This window comes from Nonomuraea sp. IBHARD001 (genome assembly GCF_056106265.1).
In genome coordinates this window covers 2,814,678-2,836,123 of the sequence record NZ_JBWBBW010000002.1, presented here as the reverse complement: position 1 = coordinate 2,836,123, position 21,446 = coordinate 2,814,678, and the positions used below count along the sequence as shown (strand labels likewise).

The following is a 21,446-nucleotide window of genomic DNA, read 5'->3' as shown; positions in this document are numbered from 1 at the left end:
TCAGGAGGGTGCGCCCTCGGCCCGCCTGCGCCCGCCCCTGCGCGGTGGCACCGGGCTCACCCTGCGCAGTTCCTCACGCCGGGCCTCACCCTCCTTCTCCAGGTGTGTGACGATGCGCCGGAGCGTCTCGGCCAGGCCCAGCGTCTCCTCGACGCTCAGCTCGCCCACGACGAACCCCTCCTCCACGTTGAACGCGGGGAACAGCTCCTCCATCAGCTCCAGCCCGGCCGGGGTCAGCCGCAGCAGGGCCAGCCGCCCGTCGCCCGGGTGCGTCTTGCGCAGCAGCAGGCCGCGCGACTCCATCGTCTTGATGATCCCGGTCAGCGTGCCCTTGGACAGGCCGGCCTCGGCGGCCACGTGCCGGGTCTCGATCTCCTCCCACACCCACACCACCCAGAGCACGACGAAACCGCTCCACGTGAGATCGGCCGCGCGCAGGGCGGAGTTCTCCAGGTGCTGGCGTACGGCCGCGGCAGCCCTGTGCAGGTTCGACACGGCGGCGAGGGCCTCGCGGCCGACCTGCATCGAGCCGAGCCGGCGGCTGACCGCCTCCTCGGTCTCGGTCAGCGAGTAGTGCGAGGGCACGGGGACTCCCTTCCGATCGGCGGGCCCGCGCACGGGGCCCGGCCACCCGATCGTATGAGCAACGGGCCTCACCCTGCGGCTGGGGAACGCCGCTCCAGCAGCGTGCCGCCGTTCCAGGACACGCCCACCTGACGGTAGTAGCCGCCGATGACCTCATCCACGGTCAGGTCGGCCAGCTCCTCCGTCGGCGCCTCGAACAACTCCAGCTCCGCCTCGCCCGCCCAGGCCTGCCCGCCCTCGAAGGAGGCGCCGCCCGAAAGGATCAGCTCGTCCAGCGCGTAGCCGCCTCCGGTCTCGATGGAGGGCAGCCAGCGGTGGTGTGCCATCGGGTGGCCGTTGACGAACCCGTTGCTCTCGCTCGGCCCGCTCAGCCGTACGACGGCCTGGGCCAGGCGGCGGTCGGCGGCGGCCAGCGTGGCGCCGAACACCGCGCCCTCGCCGATGCGCGGCGCCGCCAGGCCGTAGGGGTGGGGCCGGGTCTGGTGCACCGAGCCGAGCTTCTTCGGGTAGCCCTGGTGGATGCCCCTGACGATCGCGAAGTCCTTGTCCACCCAGATGTAGACGCACCGCGAGTACGTGTGCCCCTTGTAGGAGCACCGCACGACCACGAAGCACTCCTTGTACTGCGAGCGCACCGGGTCGAGCAGTTCGGACCTGTCCTCGCCGCAGGACTGCCAGTCGGCCCAGATGACGGCCACGGCTCCGGGGTCGTCATCGGCGGGCGCCAGCGGCTCGGGCAGCAGTGCGGCCACCTTCGCCGGGTCGGTGCGGTACTCGACCGTGAGCAGGTCGCCCGAGTAGTACCAGGGAGGGGACGGGATCAGCGAGGATCGTCCGGTGGGGGTCTTGGGCGGATAGAAGCCGCGCATCGTGGCCACGGCGCCTCCTTCGCTAGTCATTTGGACCCATACGATAAGCCCCCGGCCGTCGAAGGTGCGACCCTTGTCCTCATGGGTGCGGCGGCGTATTGTTTGCGCCCAAACGATTGTCGAGGAGTCGAGGAGGAGCTGTGGTCGATCAGGTCGCCCGCACGCTGGCCGAGCGTGGCGTCGACATTGTCCGGATCGGCTTCCCCGACATGCTCGGGACCGAACGCGGCAAGGACGTCCTGGTCGAACGGCTGACCGAGGTCGCCGAAGGCGGACTGGCCTTCTGCAGGGCCGTCTACCACACCTCGCCGGGCGGCCTCACGGTCGACGTGCCCGGCGGGCTCGACGCCGGACTGCCCGACGTCGTGGTCAGGCCCGATCTCGACACGCTCGTCGACCTGCCCTGGGAGCCCGGCGTCGCGCACTGCCTCGGCGACGCCTACGACCCCGTGAGCGGCGCCCCCGTCGCCGAGTCGCCGCGCGCCGTGCTGCGGACCGCCGTCGCCAAGCTGGCCGAGGTCGGGCTGAGCGCGCAGGCCGGGCCCGAACTGGAGTACTTCCTGCTCGAACCCGACGGCTCCGGCGGCCTGCGCCGCTACGACGACGCCCCCGGCAACGTCTACGTCGCCGGGCGCAAGGGCGACAGGGCCGGGCACGTCACCAGGACGCTTCGCTCGCTGCGCGCACTCGGCATCGGCGCCACGATGGGCAACCACGAGTTCTCCGGCGGCCAGTTCGAGATCAACCTCGACCACTCCGCCGCGCTCGACGCCGCCGACAGGGCCTTCCGGTTCAAGGCCGCGATCAAGGAACTGGCCAGGATCGACGGGCTCTCGGCCACCTTCATGGCCAAGCCGTTCAACGACGAGGGCGGCTCCGGCTTCCACGTGCACCTGTCGTGCCAGGACGCGAGCGGCGCCAACGCCTTCCACGACCCGTCGGCGCCCGACGGCCTGTCGGTCACCGCCAGGCACGCCATCGGCGGCGTGCTCGCCCACGCCCCCGCGCTCGCCGCCCTGCTCAACCCGACCGTCAACTCCTACAAGCGCTTCGGCCCCGACACGCTGGCCCCCTGGCTCATCGACTGGGGCCTGGACAACCGCAGCGCCATGCTCCGCATCCCGCCGGAGCGCGGCGCGGGCACCCGCCTGGAGGTCCGCCTCGGCGACGCCTCGGCCAACCCCTACCTGGGCATCGCCGCCCTCCTCGCCGCCGTCTACCTGGGCGTACGCGACCGCATCGAGCCCGCTCCCGCGCTTCAGGGCTACGGCTACGACCAGTCGAAGGCCGGAGTGCTGCCGATGTCGCTGCCGTCGGCGCTGGACGCCCTCGCGGCCGACGACGACCTGGGCGGGGTGCTGGGCAAGGAGTTCGTCGACGCCTACCTGGTGTACAAGCGCGCCGAGTGCGCCCGCTTCGCCCAGCACGTCACCGACTGGGAGTTCAACGAGTACGCGTATCACTTGTAGGGGCGCCGCCCTGGGTGCATTCGTTCGAGCCGGCTTCGCCTGCGGTGCCCGCGGCTACCTGAGAAAACCTGGGCCGGTCCGGTGAGTTGTCCGATGACACCACCGGGCCGGCTTTCCTTGTGCCGGGACGACGAAGTTCCCCGGGGTGTGGCACGCGAGAATGGCGCGATCCCAGCAGAAGGTGGTGTCCAGCTCGTGCCGACCCATGACCTCGTACTCGCCAACGGACGGGTCATCGACCCCGAGACCGGCCTCGACGCGATCCGTGACGTCGGCATCGACGGCGCCACCATCACCGCGGTCTCGGACGTCCCGCTGACCGGGACCGTGCGGGTGGACGTCGGCGGGCTCGTGGTCGGCCCCGGCTTCATCGACCTGCACAGCCACACCGCCGACATCGCGGGCCACCGCCTGCAGGCGCTCGACGGCGTCACGACCGTACTCGAACTGGAGGCCGGGGCCTACCCCGTCGCCGCCGCGCACCGCAGGGCCGAGGCGGAGGGCAGGCCGCTCAACTACGGCTTCGCCACCTCGTGGGCCGTCGCCCGTATGCACGTGCTGGCCGACGTCGACCCCACCGGCAGGCTCGACGACTTCTCGGCCAACATCGGCCGCGAGGAGTGGCAGCGCCCCGCCGACGGCTACGCGGTCGCCCGCATCATCAGCCTGCTGGAGCGCGACCTGGCCGACGGCGCACTCGGCATCGGGGTACTCGTCGGATACGCACCGCTCATCGACCCCTCCGAGTACCTCGCCGTCGCCGCACTCGCCGCCGCCGCCGGGCTGCCCACCTACACCCATGCCCGCGACCTGATCGAGATCGAGCCGAGAACGCCGATCGACGGCGCCGAGGAGATCGTCCGCGCCGCCGCCGAGACCGGCGCCCACATGCACTACTGCCACGTCAACAGCACCTCGATCCGCCATGTCGACAGAGTCCTCGCCCTGGTCGAACGCGTACGCGCGGAAGGCGCCAAGGTCAGCACCGAGGCCTACCCCTACGGCGCGGGCATGACCGGCGTCGGCGCCGCCTTCCTGGCCCCCGAGGCCCTGCCCAAACGCGGACTCACCCCCCACTCCATCGGCCTGCTGTCCACTGGGTCCCGCCTGACCTCCCTGGCCGACCTCCGCCGCGTACGCGAGGAGGAGCCCGGCTCGGCGGCATTCGTCCACCTCCTGGACGAGAGCTCCCCCACCGAGTTCGCCCACATCGTCCGCGCCATGTCCTTCCCCGACACCGCCATAGCCACCGACGCCATCCCCCTCCTCTGGCGCGAAGCCACCCCCACCCCCCTGACCTGGCCCCTCCCTCCCGGCGCCGCCACCCACCCCCGTACGGCAGGCACCTACGGCCGCACCTTCCGCGTCCTCGTCCGCGAGATGGGCACCCTGTCCCTGGCCGAGGCCATCAGACGCTGCACCCTCGTACCGGCCGACATCGTCGGCACCGGTGTCCCCGCCATGCGCCGCAAGGGCCGCGTCCAGGTGGGCGCGGACGCCGACCTCACGGTGTTCGACCCCGCCGTGGTGTCCGACCGCGCGACGTATGAGGCGACCGCGGAGCCTTCTGTGGGGTTTCGGCATGTGGTGGTGGGGGGTGAGTTCGTCGTGCGCGAGGGCGTACTGCAGGAGGACGCGTTCCCGGGGAGGGCCGTGCGCAGCTGAGGGGCGAAACATGTGTTGAGTTGGCGCAAATGCCGACAAATCACGATACGGAATGCCGAGCAGGCTGGATCAGCGGCGTCAGCAAGTAGGCGGCGAAGGCATAAGCAGGGCCGTACAACAGGAAGGGAGTGCGCCCCGCGCCTCGCAGGCAGATGGATTCCTGATCGGCGAGCGGCGGGCAGGCCGACAGGTCGGAGACGAGTGCCACCAGATTGGCGCCAAGGTTGGCGACCGCGAAAGCGACGAGAACAGCGGCCACGATCCGGGTGAAACGGGGGTTACGCCACAGGGCCGCGACGATCACCACCAGCGCGGGCAGCGCGTACCCGATGACCACCATCTCCGCGCACAACACCGCCTCGGCCGCATCGAAGACGACATGCCCCAGGTACCCGATGCCGAGCCCTTGAGCCAGCGAGAAGAAGCCGATGCCGTCCAGCACGGAGGTGTCGTAATGGAACAGCCCCGTGCTCGCGATGAGCTCGCCTGCCCAGTACGCCATCGGCGTAGGAAGCAGAGCAAAAGCCGCAGCACCCGACCAACGCCTCCACATAGGGCGCAAGCCTAGATCCATTCCCGGGCGCCCCCGCCCGCCCCTGCCCTCCGTCCCCTTTCCTCTCCAACTCACACCCCAAGCGTCGTGTGATCGGGCGATGATCGCCGACGGACTGCAGAGCTCGGTCGTTCCGCCTGGGGATGCGTGCCGCGTTCGCCACAGGCGGGCTGGTCAACGTGCCGACGGCGGCCCGTGCACCGTCCGGGCCTGCTTTCGGTGGTGGCCGGGTCGGTGCCGGCGACGCCGCAGATCTACCAGGCGCTCGTCCAATGAGGAGTGTGGTGGCTCCAGCGCCGGGCCGCCTGCCGCTGCCGCTCCGGCGTTCGCAGGCGTGCAAAGCGGCCCGGTGGGGTCAGGAGACCTGCTTGGTGGGGGCGGTCCAGGTGTTGCAGGCGCCGGGGCCGCCCGCCTTGTAGCCCCTCATGAACCAGGCCACGTGGTTCGCGGTCAGTTTCCGCTTGCTGTAGGGGACCTTGGCAGCGGTCATGGGGGCCTCGGCGCGCAGGAGCGGCTTCCAGTCCTTGGCGGTACGGCCGAGGGTCTTGGCCGAGACGCCTGCCAGGCAGTCGTACTGCATGAAGGCCCGGTTGCGTTGTTCCTTGAGCTCGGCCTCGTCGCCGCCGTAGCCGAGCTTGAAGTAGGCGTCCTCGATGCCGGTCACGGCCATCACGTAGACGCTGTAGGCGTCGGCGAGCTGCAGGAAGATCGGCAGGTCGTTCTTCGCCTTGATCCAGTCGGAGTCGACCTTGACGTGCAGTTTGGCCAGACAGGGCATGGCCCAGGAACCGACCAGGTCGACGTTCCTGGTGCAGTAGTTCGCGACGGTCTCCGTGAAGTCGAACTCCACCTCAAGAGGCTCTACGCCCTTGGGGACGGCGGGAGCCCAAGCCTTGTCGAGGCAGGCGATCACACGGGCGACGTACTTCTCCGTCGAGGCCTTCGAGGCGCCCTTCTTCACACCGCAGGAGAGTGCGGGCAGCTTGCCGTACTTGTAGAGGGCGTTGTGGGTGAGCTCGGGAGCGCCCTTGATCGGGTCGGCCGCAGGCAGGGGGGAGGCCGCGAGCAAGACGGCTGCAAGCGTATTAATGATCACAAAGCGGATGGTAGCGGCCTTTCGGGTGACATTTGGCCGTGAAGAGGGAGGCCGATGGAACGCGACAACGCGGGGCGGTGATGGTGATCGTCTGCGAGGTCCGGTGGGAGCAGGTTCCGCTCCGGTTGATGGGGCGCGATCACCGAGTGCGGCGGGAGTTCATTGCTCATGAGGTCAGTTGGGTACGGAGGCGGGGCGTCCCGCTGGGGTCTTGTGCCGGCTTTGGCGCCGAAAGGGCGGTGTCCGAGCGTCCGGCGCTTGGCTTGCCGTAAAGGGGTTTGAATGGGGTGGGCGATCTCGGGTAGCGCGAGGGGATGCGTGAGTCGCAGGCGGGTCGGCGGGTTGGCGGGCGGTATCGGCTGGTACGCCCGATCGGGCAGGGTGGCATGGGGACGGTGTGGTGTGCCCATGACGAGGTACTGGGGCGCGATGTGGCGCTCAAGGAGGTGGTGCCTCCGGCGGGGCTCGGTCGGGCCGAGATGGCGGGGTTCGCCGACAGGACCCTGCGGGAGGCGCGGGCTGCGGGACGGGTGGCGCACCCGGGGGTGACGGCCGTGTACGACGTGCTCGAGGAGGGCGGTCATCCCTGGATCGTGATGGAGTTGGTCGAGTCCACCACGCTGGGCGCCACCGTACGCGCCGAGGGCCCGATGAGCCCGGAGCGAGCCGCCTCGATCGGCGCGCACATCCTGTCGGCCCTGCGTGCGGCCCATGCGGCCGGTGTGCTGCATCGTGACGTCAAACCGGACAACGTCCTGCTGGCCGACGACGGCAGGGTCGTGCTGACCGACTTCGGCATCGCCACGACCGAGGGCGACCCCACGACCGGCGTGCTGACCGGCACGCCCGCGTTCATCGCGCCCGAACGCGCCGCCGGGGACTCGGCGTCGGCCGCGTCCGATCTGTGGTCGGTCGGCGTGACGGTGTATGTCGCGGTCGAGGGGCGTTCGCCGTTCCAGCGCGACCATCCGATCGCCACACTGGGCGCCGTACTGCATGCCGATCCCGCGCCGTTCCGGCTGGCCGGGCCGCTCGTTCCGGTGATCACCGGGCTCCTGCACAAGGATCCCGCGTCCCGTATGCCCCTGCCGGAGGCCGAGTCCCGGCTCCACATGATCGCCAAGGGCTTACCCGACTCGCCGTCCGCGACGATTCCGATACCGGTGATCGCCTCTTCGCCAGGGGACGGGGGGCGAGACGGGGACAACGCCTCCACAGACGCCTACCCAAGCGCCTCCGCGGGCGTGGGCGCGGCGGCAGGGCTTGCGAGGGGCGGCGTCACTGGACTGAATGCCACCGGAGCTGCAGCGAACACACCTCCGCCGGATCCGGCGGACACGAAAGCATTCGGAGCAGGAGCAGGAGCGGGGGCGGGAGCAGGAGCGGGCGCAGGGGCAGGGGCAGGGGCAGGGGCGAGCGCGGGAGCAGGAGCAGGAAGGGGAGCAGAAGCGGGCGCGGGCGCGGGGATGGGAATGGGAGCGGGGACGGGAGCAGAAGCGGGAGCGGGGACGGGGATGGGAGCGAGAGCAGGAGTGGGGATGGGAGCGGGGGCGGGGGTTGCCGCTGGTCCGGTCGTCACCACCCCTCGCCCCCGTCACGCCAAACCTCGCATCCTGGGCATCCCCACCGGCGCGGCCCTGGCCGTCGCCCTCTCCCTGGCCTTGGTCGCAGGCCTGGCCGCCTGGATGTCCACCCAGGGCCCGGCCACCACCCCGAACAACACCACCCCCACCGTCCACCCCGCCTCCCCCGACCCCACCACTCCCCCAACGGACGCCGAATCCCGCCCCACACCCACCGAAACCCGCCCAGCCGCTCCCGAACAGCAACAAACCCAACCTGCCCCCTCCGCCCAACCCTCCGAGCCCCAGCCCACAGCGACCAAGGCCCCCACGCCCAAACCATCCGCGACCAAGCCGGCCCCCCAGGAAAGCGACCCACCCGACAACGACGACGACCCCCAGCAGCCCGCCTCGGACGACCCCGACATCGTCGAACCGGCTCCGGCCCGAAGCGACTGACCGAGCACCCCGAGCATGCCCGCCCGATCTCGGGGTAGGGCGGAGCGCATGGCGGAGGTGATGCGAGTCATTGGCGGGCGATATCGCCTGAAGCACCCCATCGGACGAGGCGGCATGGGCACCGTATGGGAGGCGCGAGACGACATTCTCATGCGTGACGTGGCGGTCAAGGAGGTGACCCCCTCCCCGGCGATGACGGGCGACGACCGCGCGGAGTACGCCGACAGGACACTCAGCGAGGCCAGAGCCGCAGGCCGGGTCACGCACCCGGGAGTGGCCGCGGTCTACGACGTGATCGAGGAGGGCGGCCTGTGGATCGTCATGCAGCTCGTCCGCTCGACCACACTCGGCGCCGCGGTACGCGAGAGCGGCGGCCTGCCCCCGGCCCGCGTGGCGGCGATCGGCCTGGCCGTACTGGAGGCGTTGCGCGCCGCCCACGCGGCAGGCGTGCTGCATCGAGACGTCAAACCGGACAACGTACTGCTGGCCGACGACGGCAGGGTCGTGCTGACCGACTTCGGCATCGCCACGACCGAGGGCGACCCGGCGTTGACCGCGGCCGGGCTGCTGCTGGGCACGCCCGCGTTCATCGCACCCGAACGGGCGATCGGCGGCGTGGCGCTGCGTGCGTCCGATCTGTGGTCGGTGGGCGTGACGCTGTACTACGCGGTGGAGGGCCGTTCGCCCTTCGAACGCGACCACGCCCTGGCCACGATGGCCGCCGTACGCTTCGACGAGCCCGCGCCCCACACCAAGGCCGGCCCCTTGGCCGAGGTGATCGCCGGCCTCCTGGAGAAGGACCCGGCCCGCCGCATGACCTTGGACGAGGCCGCCACCCGGCTCCACACGATCGCCTTCACACCTGTCCCATATGCCGCCGCACACCAGCCAGGCCCGTACGCCCGTGATCGGCATTCCGCCGTCTCGCCTTCCAACCCGTACGACGGACTCGCCGCCGTCTCGCCCGCGAGGCCGTATGCCCAGGGGTCCGCCGCTTCGCCCGCGAGAGCGTACGACCAAGGCTCCGCCGCCTCGCCCGCGAGGCCGTACGAGACGAGCGACCGTCTGCAGCCTCAGGCCAGGCAGCCCAGCCGGCCCAAGCGCCCCCGCCGCGTCCGGCGTCACCACCGCCGCCGCACCGAAGCCGCCACCTCACTGGCAGCGACCGGCGCCTACACCCCCTCCTACGCCACCCCCCAGCCCAGCACCCCCACGCCCGCACCCGCCCCGAACACCAGCAAGCCCGCCCCCACACCAAGAACCCCCATGGCCGCAATGCTCTCCGCAGCCGTGGTCTGGACCCTGGGTGCCGCACTGGCCTGGACGATGGCAGCCGAACGCCCGGCCATAGGCGAACCCGCCCCCCGCACCCCCACCCCCGCCAGCACCACCCCGGCCACCCCCGCCCCCAGCAGCGCCCCCACGGACACCAAGGAACGAGGCGGCACAGCCAAGGCAACCTCGGAACGCCAGGTACGCGTCAGACAGTACGCCCCACAGCAACGCTCCTCAGGCACCCGAGGCACCCCCGACAGACTCCACGAGGTGGACAGCTAATCCCCGAAGAGCCCCGAAAACTCCCCACAATCGCCCGTGAGGCATGAGAGGCCCGCACAAACCACCGGTGCGAACCGAGAACCCCGCACAACAGCCCACAAGGGACGAGCCACCGCGACCTACCCGGCCGTCACCCGCGCCCCGCACGCCCGCCCCCAAGGGCCTCAGCAAGAGAACCCCCAGCAAAGACCAGCCGATCAACCACGCCCAAGAAGCCCATCAACACCCAACAAACCCCCGAGCCCCCGCCCCGGAGCGCCAACCACCCACCCCCTACGACTCCTCCCCCACAATCTCCAACGCCTTGGCCAGATCATCCGGATACTCAGTGGAAAACGAAACCCACTCCCCCGAAGACGGATGCTCGAACCCCAGCGACACGGCGTGCAACCACTGCCGAGTCACCCCCAGCCGAGCCGCCAGCGTCGGATCGGCCCCGTACATGAGATCCCCCACACACGGATGCCGCAGCGCCGACATGTGCACCCGGATCTGATGTGTACGCCCCGTCTCCAGCTTGATGTCCAGCAGCGACGCCGCCCTGAACGCCTCGATCGTGTCGTAATGCGTGACCGAGTCCTTCCCCCCGGCGACGACGGCGAAGCGCCCGTCCCCGGACGGATGACGGTCGATCGGCGCGTCGACGGTGCCGCGGAACGGGTCGGGATGGCCCTGCACCAGCGCGTGGTAGCGCTTGTCGACGGTGCGTTCCTTGAAGGCGCGCTTGAGGTGGGAGTAGGCGTGCTCGCTCTTGGCGACGACCATCGCGCCCGTGGTGTTGGCGTCGAGGCGGTGCACGATGCCCTGGCGTTCGGCCGCGCCGCTGGTGGCGACCGTGTGGCCGGTGCCGAGCAGGCCGCCGATCACGGTGGGGCCGGTCCAGCCGACGGTCGGATGCGCGGCCACGCCGATCGGCTTGTTGACCACGACGATGTCGTCGTCCTCGTAGATGACGGCCATGCCGGGCACGGGCTCGGCGACGGGCATCGGCGTGGTGACCGGCGGCGGCAGCGTGACCTCCAGCCAGGCGCCCGCGTGCACCCGGTCGGACTTGGCCGCGGGCGACCCGTCGACGAGCACGTCGCCGGTGACGATGAGCTCGGCCGCCCGCGTGCGCGAGAAGCCGAACAGGCGTGAGAGGGCGGCGTCGAGCCGCTCGCCCTCCAGGCCGTCCGGAACGGGGAGACTTCTCTGCTCGCTCACTTGCCGACCTCCCTGGTGCCGTCGATCTGGTAGCCGCGCCAGGCGAGGAAGACCGCGAGGATGCCACCGCACACGACGGCGGAGTCGGCGATGTTGAACACGGGGAAGTGCCCGGGGAAGGCCTCGATGAAGTCGACGACGTGCCCCTGTAGCGGCTCCGGCCTGCCGAACCCGGCCGGGTACCTGAACAGCCGGTCGGTCAGGTTCCCCGTCGCACCGCCGAGCAGCAGCCCGAGCGTGATCGCCCACGGCAGACTGCCCAGGTTGCGGGCGAACCTGATGATCGCGATCACCACACCGGTGGCGATCACGGTGAACACGATCGTCATCCCGGTGCCCATGCTGAAGGCGGCGCCGGAGTTGAAGATGACCCGCAGTTGCAGCAGCCCCTCGATGAGCACGAGCGGTGGCTCGTTCTCCAGGGTGCGCAGCGCGATGGTCTTGGTGATGAGGTCGGCCACGTAGAGGGTGACGGCGAGTCCGCCCAGGATCGCCAGCAGGCGGCCCCGCCGGACGGGAGCGGCCTGCACGGCCGTCCCGTCCGGCTGCTCCTCGCTCAGCGGCGTTCCTCCCGCTGCTTGCAGGTCACGCACAGCGTCGCCCTCGGGAACGCCTGCAGACGCTCCTTGCCGATCGGCTTGTGGCACGATTCGCACACTCCATAGGTCCCTGCGTCGATCCTGGCGATCGCACGTTCGTTCTGCGCGACCAGGTCGCGCGAATTCAGGGTAAGGGCGATCTCGCGTTCACGCTCATACGTCTTGGCACCGGCATCCGCCTGGTCGTCACCCGCGCCCTGTGTCACGTCTCCGGAGGCGATCTCCGACTCGTGCCGCAGGATGTCCGCGGTTAGCTCTGCGGTCTCCTTGGCGAGCTGATCGCGGACCTCCGCGAGCTCGGTCTCCGACCACGTCGCCGGGGTTGCGGTCTGTGCGACTGCGCCCACTATTGCCTCCATGCTGATCAAGGCGGTAAACGGTGCGGGCAGCTTAGGCCGCCGATAACAGATCGGCAAACGACCCGCCGGGTCGTTTACCTGTCCCGTACCATTCCGACCCGCTGATTCAACTAACGAGCGGCTCGGAAGATTCCTGAAATTTGACCTTTCTTTGGTACGGCAGGCGACACCCTCCTGCTAACCGGGAAGCCGAAGCCGCTCACCTGCGTTATCGTGTGAAGCCTGCAAGGCGCTGAAGGGGACCCGCGAGGGATATCGCCCCCGAGCCGCCGGAAGAACGGCCACGCGGCCTACTAGACCCGGCAGCAGTGCAATTGAGTGGGCCCTCCCAGCACGTCGGGGCCAAGAAGGGTGGTACCGCGGGGCCGGTTGCGGTCTCGTCCCTTCACGCCCGTGTCGTCATTGAGCATTGAGCGTGGAGGCCCGCCCGCGATGTCCGACCACTATTTCCGTTCGCTACCGGCGCAGGTCGACCTGCCTGCCGTCGAACGCGAGGTCCTCGACCGATGGCGTGACGGCAAGGTCTTCCAGCAGTCGATCGACAAGAACGCCGGTGGCGCCCCCTGGGTGTTCTACGAGGGCCCGCCGACCGCCAACGGCATGCCGGGCGTGCACCACGTCGAGGCGCGGGTGTTCAAGGACCTCTTCCCCCGCTACAAGTCGATGCGGGGCTTCAGCGTCCCCCGCAAGGCCGGATGGGACTGCCACGGCCTGCCCGTCGAGGTCGGCATCGAGAAGGAACTCGGCCTGTCGGGCAAGAAGGACATCGAGGCGTACGGCATCGCCGAGTTCAATGCCAAGTGCCGCGAATCGGTCCTGCGGCACGTCGACGCGTTCGAAGAGATGACCGAGCGCATGGGCTACTGGATCGACCTGTCCCAGGCCTACCGCACGATGGACCCCGACTACGTCCAGTCCGTGTGGTGGTCGCTCAAGGTCGTCTTCGACAAGGGCCTGCTGTTCCGCGACTTCCGCATCACGCCGTACTGCCCGCGCTGCGGCACCGGCCTGTCCGACCACGAGCTCGGCCAGCCGGGCGGCTACGAGACGGTGACCTCGCCCTCGGTGTTCGTGCGCATGCCGGTCACCTCGGGCCCGCTGGCCGACGCCGGGGCCTCGCTGCTGGTCTGGACGACCACGCCGTGGACGCTGGTGTCCAACACCGCGGTCGCCGTGCATCCCGACGTCACCTATGTCGCGGCCCGCACCGCCGACGGCGAGGTGCTGGTGGTGGCCGAGCCGCTGCTGGCCGTACTGGGTGAGGACGCCGAGGTGCTGTCGCGGCACACGGGCGCGGAGCTGGAGCGCACCGCCTACGAGCGGCCGTTCGACCTGGTCGACATCCCCGGCGCGCACTATGTCGTCCTGGGCGACTACGTCACCGTCGAGGACGGCACCGGCCTGGTGCACCAGGCTCCGGCCTTCGGCGCCGACGACATGAGCGTCTGCAAGAGGTACGGCCTGCCGATCGTCAATCCGATCGGCCCCGACGGGCGTTTCGTCGCCGACGTGCCGATGGTCGGCGGGCAGTTCTTCAAGGACGCCGACGAGGCGCTCACCGAGGACCTGCGCGGACGCGGCCTGCTGTTCCGCGGCGGCCACTTCGACCACAGCTACCCGCACTGCTGGCGCTGCCACACGCCGCTGCTCTACTACGCGCTCCCCGCCTGGTACATCCGCACCACCGCGGTCAAGGACCAGATGCTGGCCGAGAACGAGAAGACCAGCTGGTACCCGGAGACGATCAAGTGGGGCCGCTTCGGCGAGTGGCTGCGCAACAACGTCGACTGGTCGCTCTCGCGCTCGCGGTACTGGGGCACGCCGCTGCCGCTGTGGGTGTGCTCGGCCGACGAGTCGCACGTCACGTGCGTGGGCTCGCTGGAGGAGCTCGGGTCATATGCGGGTCAGGATTTGTCAGCCCTCGATCCGCATCGTCCGTTTGTCGATGACGTGACCTTCCCTTGCCCCTCGTGTGGCGAGCGGGCCGAGCGCGTTCCGGACGTCATCGACGCCTGGTACGACTCCGGCTCCATGCCGTTCGCCCAGTGGGGCGCCAGGGGCAGGCCGGAGGACCTCTACCCGGCGCAGTTCATCTGCGAGGCCACCGACCAGACGCGCGGCTGGTTCTACTCGCTGATGGCGATCGGCACGCTGGTGTTCGGCCAGTCCTCCTACGAGAACGTGCTCTGCCTCGGCCTCATCCTGGCCGAGGACGGCCGCAAGATGAGCAAGCACCTGGGCAACGTGCTCAAGCCGATGCCGCTGATGGACCAGCACGGCGCCGACGCCCTGCGCTGGTACATGGCCTGCGCGGGGTCCCCCTGGGCGGCCCGCAGGGTGGGACACGGCGCCCTTGAGGAGATCGTCCGCAAGGTCCTGCTGACGTACTGGAACACCGCCTCGTTCTTCACCCTCTACGCCAACGCCGGCTCGTGGTCCCCGGCCATGGCCGCCGAGGCCCCGGCGCCCGCCGAGCGACCGCTCATCGACCGCTGGGCGCTGGCCGAGCTGCACCGCACGGTCGCCGAGGTCACCGCCTCGCTCGACGACTTCGACACCGCGCGGGCCGGGCGCAGGATCGCCGACTTCCTCGACGACCTGTCCAACTGGTACGTCCGCCGCTCGCGCCGCCGCTTCTGGTCGGGCGAGGCCTCGGCCTTCGCCACGCTGCACGAGTGCCTGGAGACCGTCACCCGGCTGATGGCGCCCATCGCGCCGTTCGTCACCGACTACCTCTGGGACGTGCTGCGCGACGTCGACGCGCCCTCGTCGGTGCACCTCAGCACCTGGCCGCAGGCCGACGCCGCACTGCTGAACCCGGCGCTGTCGGAGCAGATGGCGCTGGTACGCCGCCTGGTGGAGCTCGGCCGTTCGGCCCGCGCCTCCTCCGGCGTCAAGACCCGTCAGCCGCTCGGGCGCGCGCTCGTCGGCGCGCCCGGCTGGTCGGCGCTGTCGGCCGAGCTGCGCGAGCTCATCGCCGACGAGCTCAACGTCCAGGCGCTCGAGGACCTGTCCGGCTTCTCGGCCGATCTGGTGTCCTTCACCGTCAAGCCCAACTTCAGGGCGCTGGGCAAGAGGTTCGGCTCGCAGACCAAGCTGGTCGCCGCCGCCGTCTCGGCCGCCGACCCCGGCACGCTGGCCGCCGGGCTGCGCGCCTCCGGCACGGTGTCGGTCGACGCGGGCGAGCTCGGCACGGTCGAGCTCACCTCCGACGACGTGATCGTCACCGAGCAGCCCAGGTCGGGCTGGGCGGTCGAGACCGGCGCCATCGACACCGGCACCGGCGAGACGGTCGCCCTCGACCTGGCGATGACCGACGAGCTGCTGCGCGCCGGTCTGACCCGCGACGTCATCCGCCTGGTCCAGGACGCCCGCAAGTCCAGCGGCCTGGCGATCACCGACCGGATCGTCGTGCGCTGGCGCACCGCGAGGCAGGACCTGGCCGCCGCTCTCACCTCCGAGCGGGCCGCGATCGCCGAAGAGGTCCTGGCCGACTCGATCGAGGAGGGCGAGCTGCCCGGCGCCTCCCCGTACGAGGACACCGACCTCGGCCTCACCTTCCACCTCACCCGCGCCTGACACACCGCAGACCGCCCCGCCGCATCCCGTTTCACGACGGGGTACGGCGGGGCGGCCTGTTTCCGGTGAAGTACGGCGGGCCGTTCGGTGAAGTACGGCGGGCCGGAGGGTCAGCCGACGGACTGGCGGTCGTGCTGGCAGACCGAGCAGCTGCTGAGGCCCTTGGCCTCGGCCTCCTCCAGCGTCATGGTCTCGACGCCTTCGCCCGCGACGCCCTTGATGAGCGGGCAGGCCTCACTGTGGAAGCGCTTGGTGCCCGAGATGACCTTGACGATCCCGCCGCCCTGCTTGTCCTTGTCCTTGTCGTCGTCCTTGGCCGGCTCCTCAGGCGCCTCGGCGTCCTTGTCCTGCTTGGCGGCAGGCTTGGGAGCAGGCTGCGCGGCGGGCTTGGCGGGCTCGGCCGGGGCGGGGTCCGGGGTAGCGGCGGGCGGTGAGAACCAGCTGGTCGCCTTGGCCGACGCGCCGCCCTCGTCCTCCTCCTGCGCCGCCGGTGTCGCCCTGACGGGGCCGGGCGGGGGGAAGGCGGATCCCGGCTGCGGCTCGGCGGGACGCGGCGGGCCGTACGGGCGGCTGCCCTCCGGTTTGCGCGGCGGCTGCGCGCCCTCCTCGGCCGGCGGAGTGCGCGGCGCGAAGAACGCGCTTGGCCCGGACTCCTTGGCCTCGGACGCCCGGCCTTCGACAGCCTGCTGAGGACCGAAAGGCTTGGATTCGGACGCCGCAACCGGCCCAGAGGACGCGCCCGGAGAAACGGCGGACGATGGCCCGGAGTCGGTCTGCGGCCTCGGTCCCGGCGGTGTCGCCTGACCCGCCTGCGGACCGGAGGGCTTGCCTCCGGGCTTGGCCGGGCCCGGCTCCTCGTTCAGGTACGACCTGAGGTCACGCGTGATGTCGTCGTCATCGGCGGCGGCGCGGCCGGCCGGCGCCTTGGCGGCGTCACCAGGCCGTGGCTGCTCGCCGCTCCGCATCAGGTCGGCGGGGCGGAAGGCGGCGATGGTCTCGTCGGAGTCGGCGACAGGGGGAACCTGCCGCCCGCCGAGCGCCGCGTCGGGAAGGCACGTCGTGCAGGGCGTGAAGCCCTCCTCGCGCGCCTCCTCGTAGGTGAGCTCCTCGTGCTCTCGGCCGAGGAGCTGCTTGCACCCGGCGACGTGGTAGCGCTTGCGGCCGGGGATGACCAGCACGATCGCGTCGGGAGAGATCCCGCCCGCCCTGGGGACCGCGCTCGGCGCGCGGTGCGGCGGCATGGCGACTGCGCCGGTGTGCGGAAGCGCACCCTGCTGTGAGGCGACCTGCTGGTGCGACGAGGGCGCCGGGGACGGCCCTGTCGTCGCGTGCGGTGCGGCCTGCGGCTGCCCGTGGGGCAGGCCTTGAGGCTGCGCGGCCTGGTGCGGCGGGAGCTGACCGGCCTTCTGCCCCCAAGGGGACGCGGGCGGTGGGACCGGCACCCCGGCGCGCTTGCCGCCGGGGAACAGCTCGTGACGACGCAACAGCGCCCCGATCACGAGGAAGAGTGCGGACAGCACGCTGACCACGATCGACCACATGATCAAGAAGGGCTTGGCCAGCACGAAACCCGCGATCAACAAGACGATGGCCGCGAGCACCAAACCAGCGCTGATCAAAATCACAGGGGGAGCTCTTTCGAGTGACGGGTCAAGGTGTTTGACCCGTTACTTTAGCGGCGGTTGTCGTGCTGGTCGTTTCCTCCGGGGAAGGCGCCCTGGTGCTGCGGAGCCTCGTTCCCGAACGGGTTCGGGCCGCCGGGGATCTGCTGCGGGCCGGGGTTCACGGCGGCGTGCGTCAGCGCGGGCTGAGGATTGCCGACAGGACCGCCCACCATGGGGAACCCGCCGCTGCCCTCGGCAGAGACGTTGAGCTCGGCGAGCTGGTTCTCCAGGTAGAGCTTGAGCCTGCTTCGGTACTCGCGCTCGAAGCTGCGCAGCTCCTCCACCTTGCGCTCGAGCTCGTCGCGCGTCTGCACGAGCGAGCCCATGGCCTGGCGGTGGCGCTCCTGGGCGTCGCGCTCCAGCGTCTCGGCACGGGCACGCGCGTCACCGATGACCTGCTCGGCCTGGCGGCGCGCCTTGGTCAGGATGTCGTCGGCCTCGCGGCGGGCCCTGGTCACGGTCTCGTCGGCCTCGCGGCGGGCGTCGGCGATCGCCTGGTCGGCGGTCTGCTGCGCGAGCGCGAGCACGCGGGCCGCGGTGTCCATGTTGTCCTCGGCGGGAGGCATGCTCATGGCCACGGGCACCGGCTGCGGCTGGGGCACCTGCATGGGCTCCGGCTGCGGCGGCTGCATCATCTCGGGTTTGGGCTCGGCGACGGGGGCTGAGGCCATGGGCATGCTCATGCCGCCGGGGACCTTGCCCCGCAGGCACTCGGCCAGCTTGGCTCTGAGCTCCTCGTTCTCTTGGATGAGACGGTCAAGCTCAGCCTCGACCTCGTCGAGGAAGGCATCGACCTCTTCCTCGTCGTAACCCGGCCTCAGCCGGGTCGTACTGAACTGCTTGTTCCGCACATCAGCGGGAGTTAGGGGCATCTTTGGTCTCCTTGGCGCGCCTGGAGTCTGTCCGTGCGGGACGGTACCCGATCAACGAAGCGCGGACACGAGTTGGATCATGACCAAGACCACAATGAACAGCACTGTGAAGCTTAGGTCAAAGGCCACCGTACCCAACCGGAGGGGAGGAATGAAACGGCGGAGGAACTTGAGCGGTGGATCGGTCGCGGTGTATGTGGCCTCGGCCAGCACCATCACCACGCCTTTCGGCGACCACGAACGGGCGAACGCCTGCACCGTCTCAAAGATCATTCTGCCGATGAGCAACACCAGGTAGAGGGAGAGTATGACCACCAAGATCTCACTGACGATCCCCACGGTCGCGCCGCGCCTCCCTTGCGGTGTGCCCACCCGATCCTCTGGGGATCCTGGTTGGGTCGATAGACATACAGAGACTCTAACTCTGGTTGAAGAACCCGCGTTCCGCGATTCGGGCCTTGTCCTCGGCGGTCACCTCGACATTGGCAGGGGACAACAGGAACACCTTGTTGGTAACACGTTCAATGCTGCCATGTAGGCCAAAGACCAGACCTGCCGCGAAATCCACGAGCCGCTTGGCATCGGAGTCGACCATTTCGGTCAGATTCATGATGACCGGGGTGCCGTCGCGGAAGTGCTCGCCGATCGTCCGCGCCTCGTTGTACGTGCGCGGGTGCAGGGTGGTGATGCGCGCCAGGTCGGTCGTGCGGCGCTCCAGAACGGTCGTGGCGGGCCTGGGAGCCGGGACTCCTGCTTCCGTCTCCTCCTCCCTGTCCTGGACCGTTACAGGGCGTTCCTCGCCGGTTCGACGCGACTCGTCGTAGTCGTCGTAGTCGTCGTCGGTGTAGGTCTCGTACCTCTCGTAGCGGTCGTCCTCCACGAGACCGAGGTAGACCGCCATCTTGCGCATCGCGCCGGCCATCGCTACGTCGTCCTCCTGCTCATGGTCGCCCTCGCTCGAAATCCGACTCGCGGCCGGCGTCCGAGGCGGTAGCCGTACCCCCTTGGAGCTGACCGCTGATCGACCTCTACCTGACAGGTGGACCTCAAGGTCCACTTGGGGGGACATTACCTGACGAAGGGCTTGCGGAGGCCGAGCAACGCCGTACCGACACGCACGTGTGTCGCACCACACGCAATGGCGTCCGACATATCACCACTCATCCCCGCAGAGATGATCTCCGCAGCTGGATGCCGCTCCCGTACGGCGGCGGCCAGATCGCGGAGCCTGGCGAAGGCCTTGAGCGGCTCCTCGCCCAGAGGCGCCACGGCCATCACACCGCGTAACCGTACGCCCTCCAGACCGGCGATGAGGTCGGCCAGCGCGGGCACCTCCGCCGACGGCACGCCGCCTCTCGCGGGGTCGTCGTCGAGCGCCACCTGGACCAGGCAGCCGATCTCGCGCCCGGCCCGCACGGCCTCGCGCGAGATCGCCTCGGCCAGGCGCGGTCGGTCGACCGAGTGGACGAGATCGGCGTAGGAGACGACCGAGCGCACCTTGTTGGTCTGCAGCTGGCCGACGAAGTGCCAGGCGAGGCCGAGTCCCGCGCACTCGCGCGCCTTCGACGCGGCCTCCTGGTCGCGGTTCTCGCCCACGTCGGTGACGCCGAGATCGGCCAGGACACGCACGTCGGACGCGGGGTAGGTCTTGGTGATCGCGACCAGCGTCACCTCATCGCGCGTCCGACCGGCCGCCGCGCAGGCGTCCGCGATGGCCCGCTCGACATCGGCGAGCCCGGCCGCGATCTGCTGTGTTCGAGTCACTTTCCCGTCCTTGCAACACCGAAAGAGCCCGTCCACCTGCAGGACGGGCTCCGACCCCCACCCCTGCGACGCGGGGTGAGGGAGGTCACTTGAGGAAGTCGGGAACGTCGAGTTCCTCTTCCTGCTCCTCGAACACGACCGGACGGCGCCTGGCCGGCTCCGACATGCGCGAGGAGATCGGTGTGGGCGGGTTGGCCACCTCGGGCGCGGGCCTCGGGATGGACACGGCGGGCGGCTCCTCCTCGGCCGCGACCGGCGCGGGCGCCGGCTGCGGCACGGGGGCCGGGGCGGGAGCCGGAGCCTCCGCGACCGGCTGGGGCGCGCTCGCCATCGGCCTGACCGGCTCACGGGCCGGAGCGGGCTCGAAGCGGGGCTCGGGCCTCGGCGGCAGCGGCGACGATTCCACCCTCGGCGGCTCGGCCTTCACGCTGGGCGCCTGGCGCAGCGGTGAGGACACCGGCGCGCTCGGCGGCGGCGTGGCCTGCCTGGCCTGCGTCTGGGCCGCGGTCTGGGCGCGAAGCGCGGCGGCCTGCTTGTCGGCGGGCACCACGTCGTCGAACCCGGCCGCGATCACCGTGACCCGCACCTCGTCGCCGAGCGCGTCGTCGATGACCGTACCGAAGATGATGTTGGCGTCGGGCGCCGCCGCGTTGGACACCAGCTGCGCGGCCTCGTTGATCTCGAAGAGACCGAGGTCCGAGCCGCCCGCGATGGACAGCAGCACGCCGTGCGCGCCGTCGATGCTGGCCTCCAGCAGCGGGCTGGACACCGCCATCTCAGCCGCGGCGACCGAGCGGTCGTCGCCCCTGGCGTGCCCTATGCCCATGAGCGCCGAGCCCGCACCCGACATGACCGACTTGACGTCGGCGAAGTCGAGGTTGATCAGGCCGGGCGTGGTGATGAGGTCGGTGATGCCCTGCACACCCGACAGCAGCACCTGGTCGGCCGCCTTGAAGGCGTCGAGCACGCTGACCTGGCGGTCGGAGATCGACAGCAGCCGGTCGTTCGGAATGACGATCAGCGTGTCGACCTCGTCGCGCAGGGTCTCGATGCCGGCCTCCGCCTGCGAGGCCCTGCGCCTGCCCTCGAAGCTGAAGGGCCTGGTGACCACGCCGATGGTCAGCGCGCCGAGCGTGCGGGCGATGTTGGCCACGACGGGCGCGCCGCCCGTGCCGGTGCCGCCGCCCTCACCTGCCGTGACGAAGACCATGTCGGCCCCCTTGAGGACCTCCTCGATCTCCTCACGGTGATCTTCTGCCGCCTTGCGGCCGACATCGGGGTTGGCGCCTGCCCCGAGGCCACGGGTGAGCTCACGGCCCACATCGAGTTTGACGTCGGCGTCACTCATCAGCAGCGCCTGGGCGTCGGTGTTTATCGCGATGAACTCGACGCCTTTGAGTCCCTCCTCGATCATCCGGTTGACGGCGTTCACTCCGCCGCCGCCAATGCCGACGACTTTGATGACCGCGAGGTAGTTCTGCGGTGCTGCCACGACGAGGGGCCTTTCCGCTCGTTGAATTGCCATTCCATGCGACACGGAGAAGCCGTTGCCGCGATTCCCAAACCCTCACCCTCAAGTTGAGATTCAGAT

At 70.2% G+C, this 21,446-nt stretch carries 18 protein-coding genes; 5 read left to right on the top strand and 13 right to left on the bottom strand.

Annotation, left to right across the window (positions count from 1 at the left end; all coding sequences use genetic code 11):
* Together ACTWNK_RS15110 and ACTWNK_RS15105 are read right to left on the bottom strand one after the other, a co-directional pair.
* On the bottom strand, positions 1–585 hold the full coding sequence (locus ACTWNK_RS15110; protein ID WP_474304584.1) for a MarR family winged helix-turn-helix transcriptional regulator: 585 nt from the start codon (positions 583–585) through the stop codon (positions 1–3).
* Positions 586–653: 68 nt separating this feature from the next.
* The gene (locus ACTWNK_RS15105) at positions 654–1,484 is read right to left on the bottom strand and encodes an acetoacetate decarboxylase family protein (RefSeq protein WP_474304583.1); all 831 of its coding nucleotides are present in this window, start codon (positions 1,482–1,484) and stop codon (positions 654–656) included.
* A gap of 110 nt (positions 1,485–1,594) precedes the next feature.
* Between ACTWNK_RS15105 and ACTWNK_RS15100 the strand changes: the two genes are divergently transcribed.
* Positions 1,595–2,923, top strand: a complete 1,329-nt coding sequence (locus ACTWNK_RS15100) for a glutamine synthetase family protein (protein ID WP_474304582.1) — start codon at positions 1,595–1,597, stop codon at positions 2,921–2,923.
* Between the two features lie 195 nt (positions 2,924–3,118).
* Positions 3,119–4,588 carry an amidohydrolase family protein gene (locus ACTWNK_RS15095; protein WP_474304581.1) on the top strand — a complete coding sequence of 490 codons (1,470 nt, stop codon included), beginning with the start codon at positions 3,119–3,121 and terminating at the stop codon, positions 4,586–4,588.
* 40 nt (positions 4,589–4,628) lie between these two features.
* On the opposite strand, the gene ACTWNK_RS15090 is transcribed toward ACTWNK_RS15095, so the two are convergent.
* Entirely contained in the window at positions 4,629–5,090 is a 462-nt protein-coding gene (locus ACTWNK_RS15090; protein ID WP_474304580.1) for a hypothetical protein, read from the bottom strand.
* A gap of 406 nt (positions 5,091–5,496) precedes the next feature.
* Positions 5,497–6,237 (bottom strand): neutral zinc metallopeptidase, encoded by a 741-nt coding sequence (locus tag ACTWNK_RS15085; protein WP_474304579.1) that lies wholly within the window; start codon positions 6,235–6,237, stop codon positions 5,497–5,499.
* A 314-nt stretch (positions 6,238–6,551) separates the two neighbouring features.
* Between ACTWNK_RS15085 and ACTWNK_RS15080 the strand changes: the two genes are divergently transcribed.
* On the top strand, positions 6,552–8,258 hold the full coding sequence (locus ACTWNK_RS15080) for a serine/threonine-protein kinase (RefSeq protein WP_474304578.1): 1,707 nt from the start codon (positions 6,552–6,554) through the stop codon (positions 8,256–8,258).
* A gap of 15 nt (positions 8,259–8,273) precedes the next feature.
* Positions 8,274–9,815, top strand: coding sequence for a protein kinase domain-containing protein (locus tag ACTWNK_RS15075; RefSeq protein ID WP_474304577.1), 1,542 nt, complete (start codon positions 8,274–8,276; stop codon positions 9,813–9,815).
* Between the two features lie 273 nt (positions 9,816–10,088).
* On the opposite strand, the gene ACTWNK_RS15070 is transcribed toward ACTWNK_RS15075, so the two are convergent.
* The 3 genes from ACTWNK_RS15070 to ACTWNK_RS15060 are packed head-to-tail and all read right to left on the bottom strand — an operon-like array spanning position 10,089 to position 11,976.
* Entirely contained in the window at positions 10,089–11,018 is a 930-nt protein-coding gene (locus ACTWNK_RS15070) for an RluA family pseudouridine synthase (protein ID WP_474304576.1), read from the bottom strand.
* Positions 11,015–11,611, bottom strand: a complete 597-nt coding sequence (gene lspA, locus ACTWNK_RS15065) for a signal peptidase II (protein ID WP_474304575.1) — start codon at positions 11,609–11,611, stop codon at positions 11,015–11,017. The genes ACTWNK_RS15070 and lspA overlap by 4 nt, the downstream gene beginning before the upstream one ends.
* A complete protein-coding gene (locus ACTWNK_RS15060) occupies positions 11,575–11,976 on the bottom strand; it encodes a TraR/DksA family transcriptional regulator (RefSeq protein ID WP_474310916.1) in 402 nt (133 codons plus the stop codon). Before ACTWNK_RS15060 ends, lspA begins: the two co-directional genes overlap by 37 nt.
* Before the next feature lie 432 nt (positions 11,977–12,408).
* Here ACTWNK_RS15060 and ileS point away from each other — a divergent pair, with 432 nt between their 5' ends.
* Positions 12,409–15,555: an isoleucine--tRNA ligase gene (ileS, locus tag ACTWNK_RS15055; protein WP_474304574.1), complete on the top strand. Its 3,147-nt coding sequence runs from the start codon at positions 12,409–12,411 to the stop codon at positions 15,553–15,555.
* Positions 15,556–15,665: 110 nt separating this feature from the next.
* Here ileS and ACTWNK_RS15050 read toward each other — a convergent pair whose 3' ends face one another.
* From ACTWNK_RS15050 to ftsZ, 6 genes are all read right to left on the bottom strand, one after another.
* On the bottom strand, positions 15,666–17,180 hold the full coding sequence (locus ACTWNK_RS15050) for a DNA polymerase III subunit gamma/tau domain-containing protein (RefSeq protein ID WP_474304573.1): 1,515 nt from the start codon (positions 17,178–17,180) through the stop codon (positions 15,666–15,668).
* Positions 17,181–17,227: 47 nt separating this feature from the next.
* The gene (locus ACTWNK_RS15045; RefSeq protein ID WP_474304572.1) at positions 17,228–18,091 is read right to left on the bottom strand and encodes a DivIVA domain-containing protein; all 864 of its coding nucleotides are present in this window, start codon (positions 18,089–18,091) and stop codon (positions 17,228–17,230) included.
* 51 nt (positions 18,092–18,142) lie between these two features.
* Positions 18,143–18,430 carry a YggT family protein gene (locus ACTWNK_RS15040; protein WP_474304571.1) on the bottom strand — a complete coding sequence of 96 codons (288 nt, stop codon included), beginning with the start codon at positions 18,428–18,430 and terminating at the stop codon, positions 18,143–18,145.
* A gap of 79 nt (positions 18,431–18,509) precedes the next feature.
* On the bottom strand, positions 18,510–19,013 hold the full coding sequence (locus ACTWNK_RS15035) for a cell division protein SepF (RefSeq protein ID WP_474304570.1): 504 nt from the start codon (positions 19,011–19,013) through the stop codon (positions 18,510–18,512).
* A 146-nt stretch (positions 19,014–19,159) separates the two neighbouring features.
* Positions 19,160–19,855: a YggS family pyridoxal phosphate-dependent enzyme gene (locus tag ACTWNK_RS15030; RefSeq protein ID WP_474304569.1), complete on the bottom strand. Its 696-nt coding sequence runs from the start codon at positions 19,853–19,855 to the stop codon at positions 19,160–19,162.
* An 85-nt stretch (positions 19,856–19,940) separates the two neighbouring features.
* Complete coding sequence (ftsZ, locus tag ACTWNK_RS15025; RefSeq protein WP_474304568.1) at positions 19,941–21,347, bottom strand: cell division protein FtsZ; 1,407 nt, start codon at positions 21,345–21,347, stop codon at positions 19,941–19,943.
* Between the last annotated feature and the right edge of the window lie 99 nt (positions 21,348–21,446).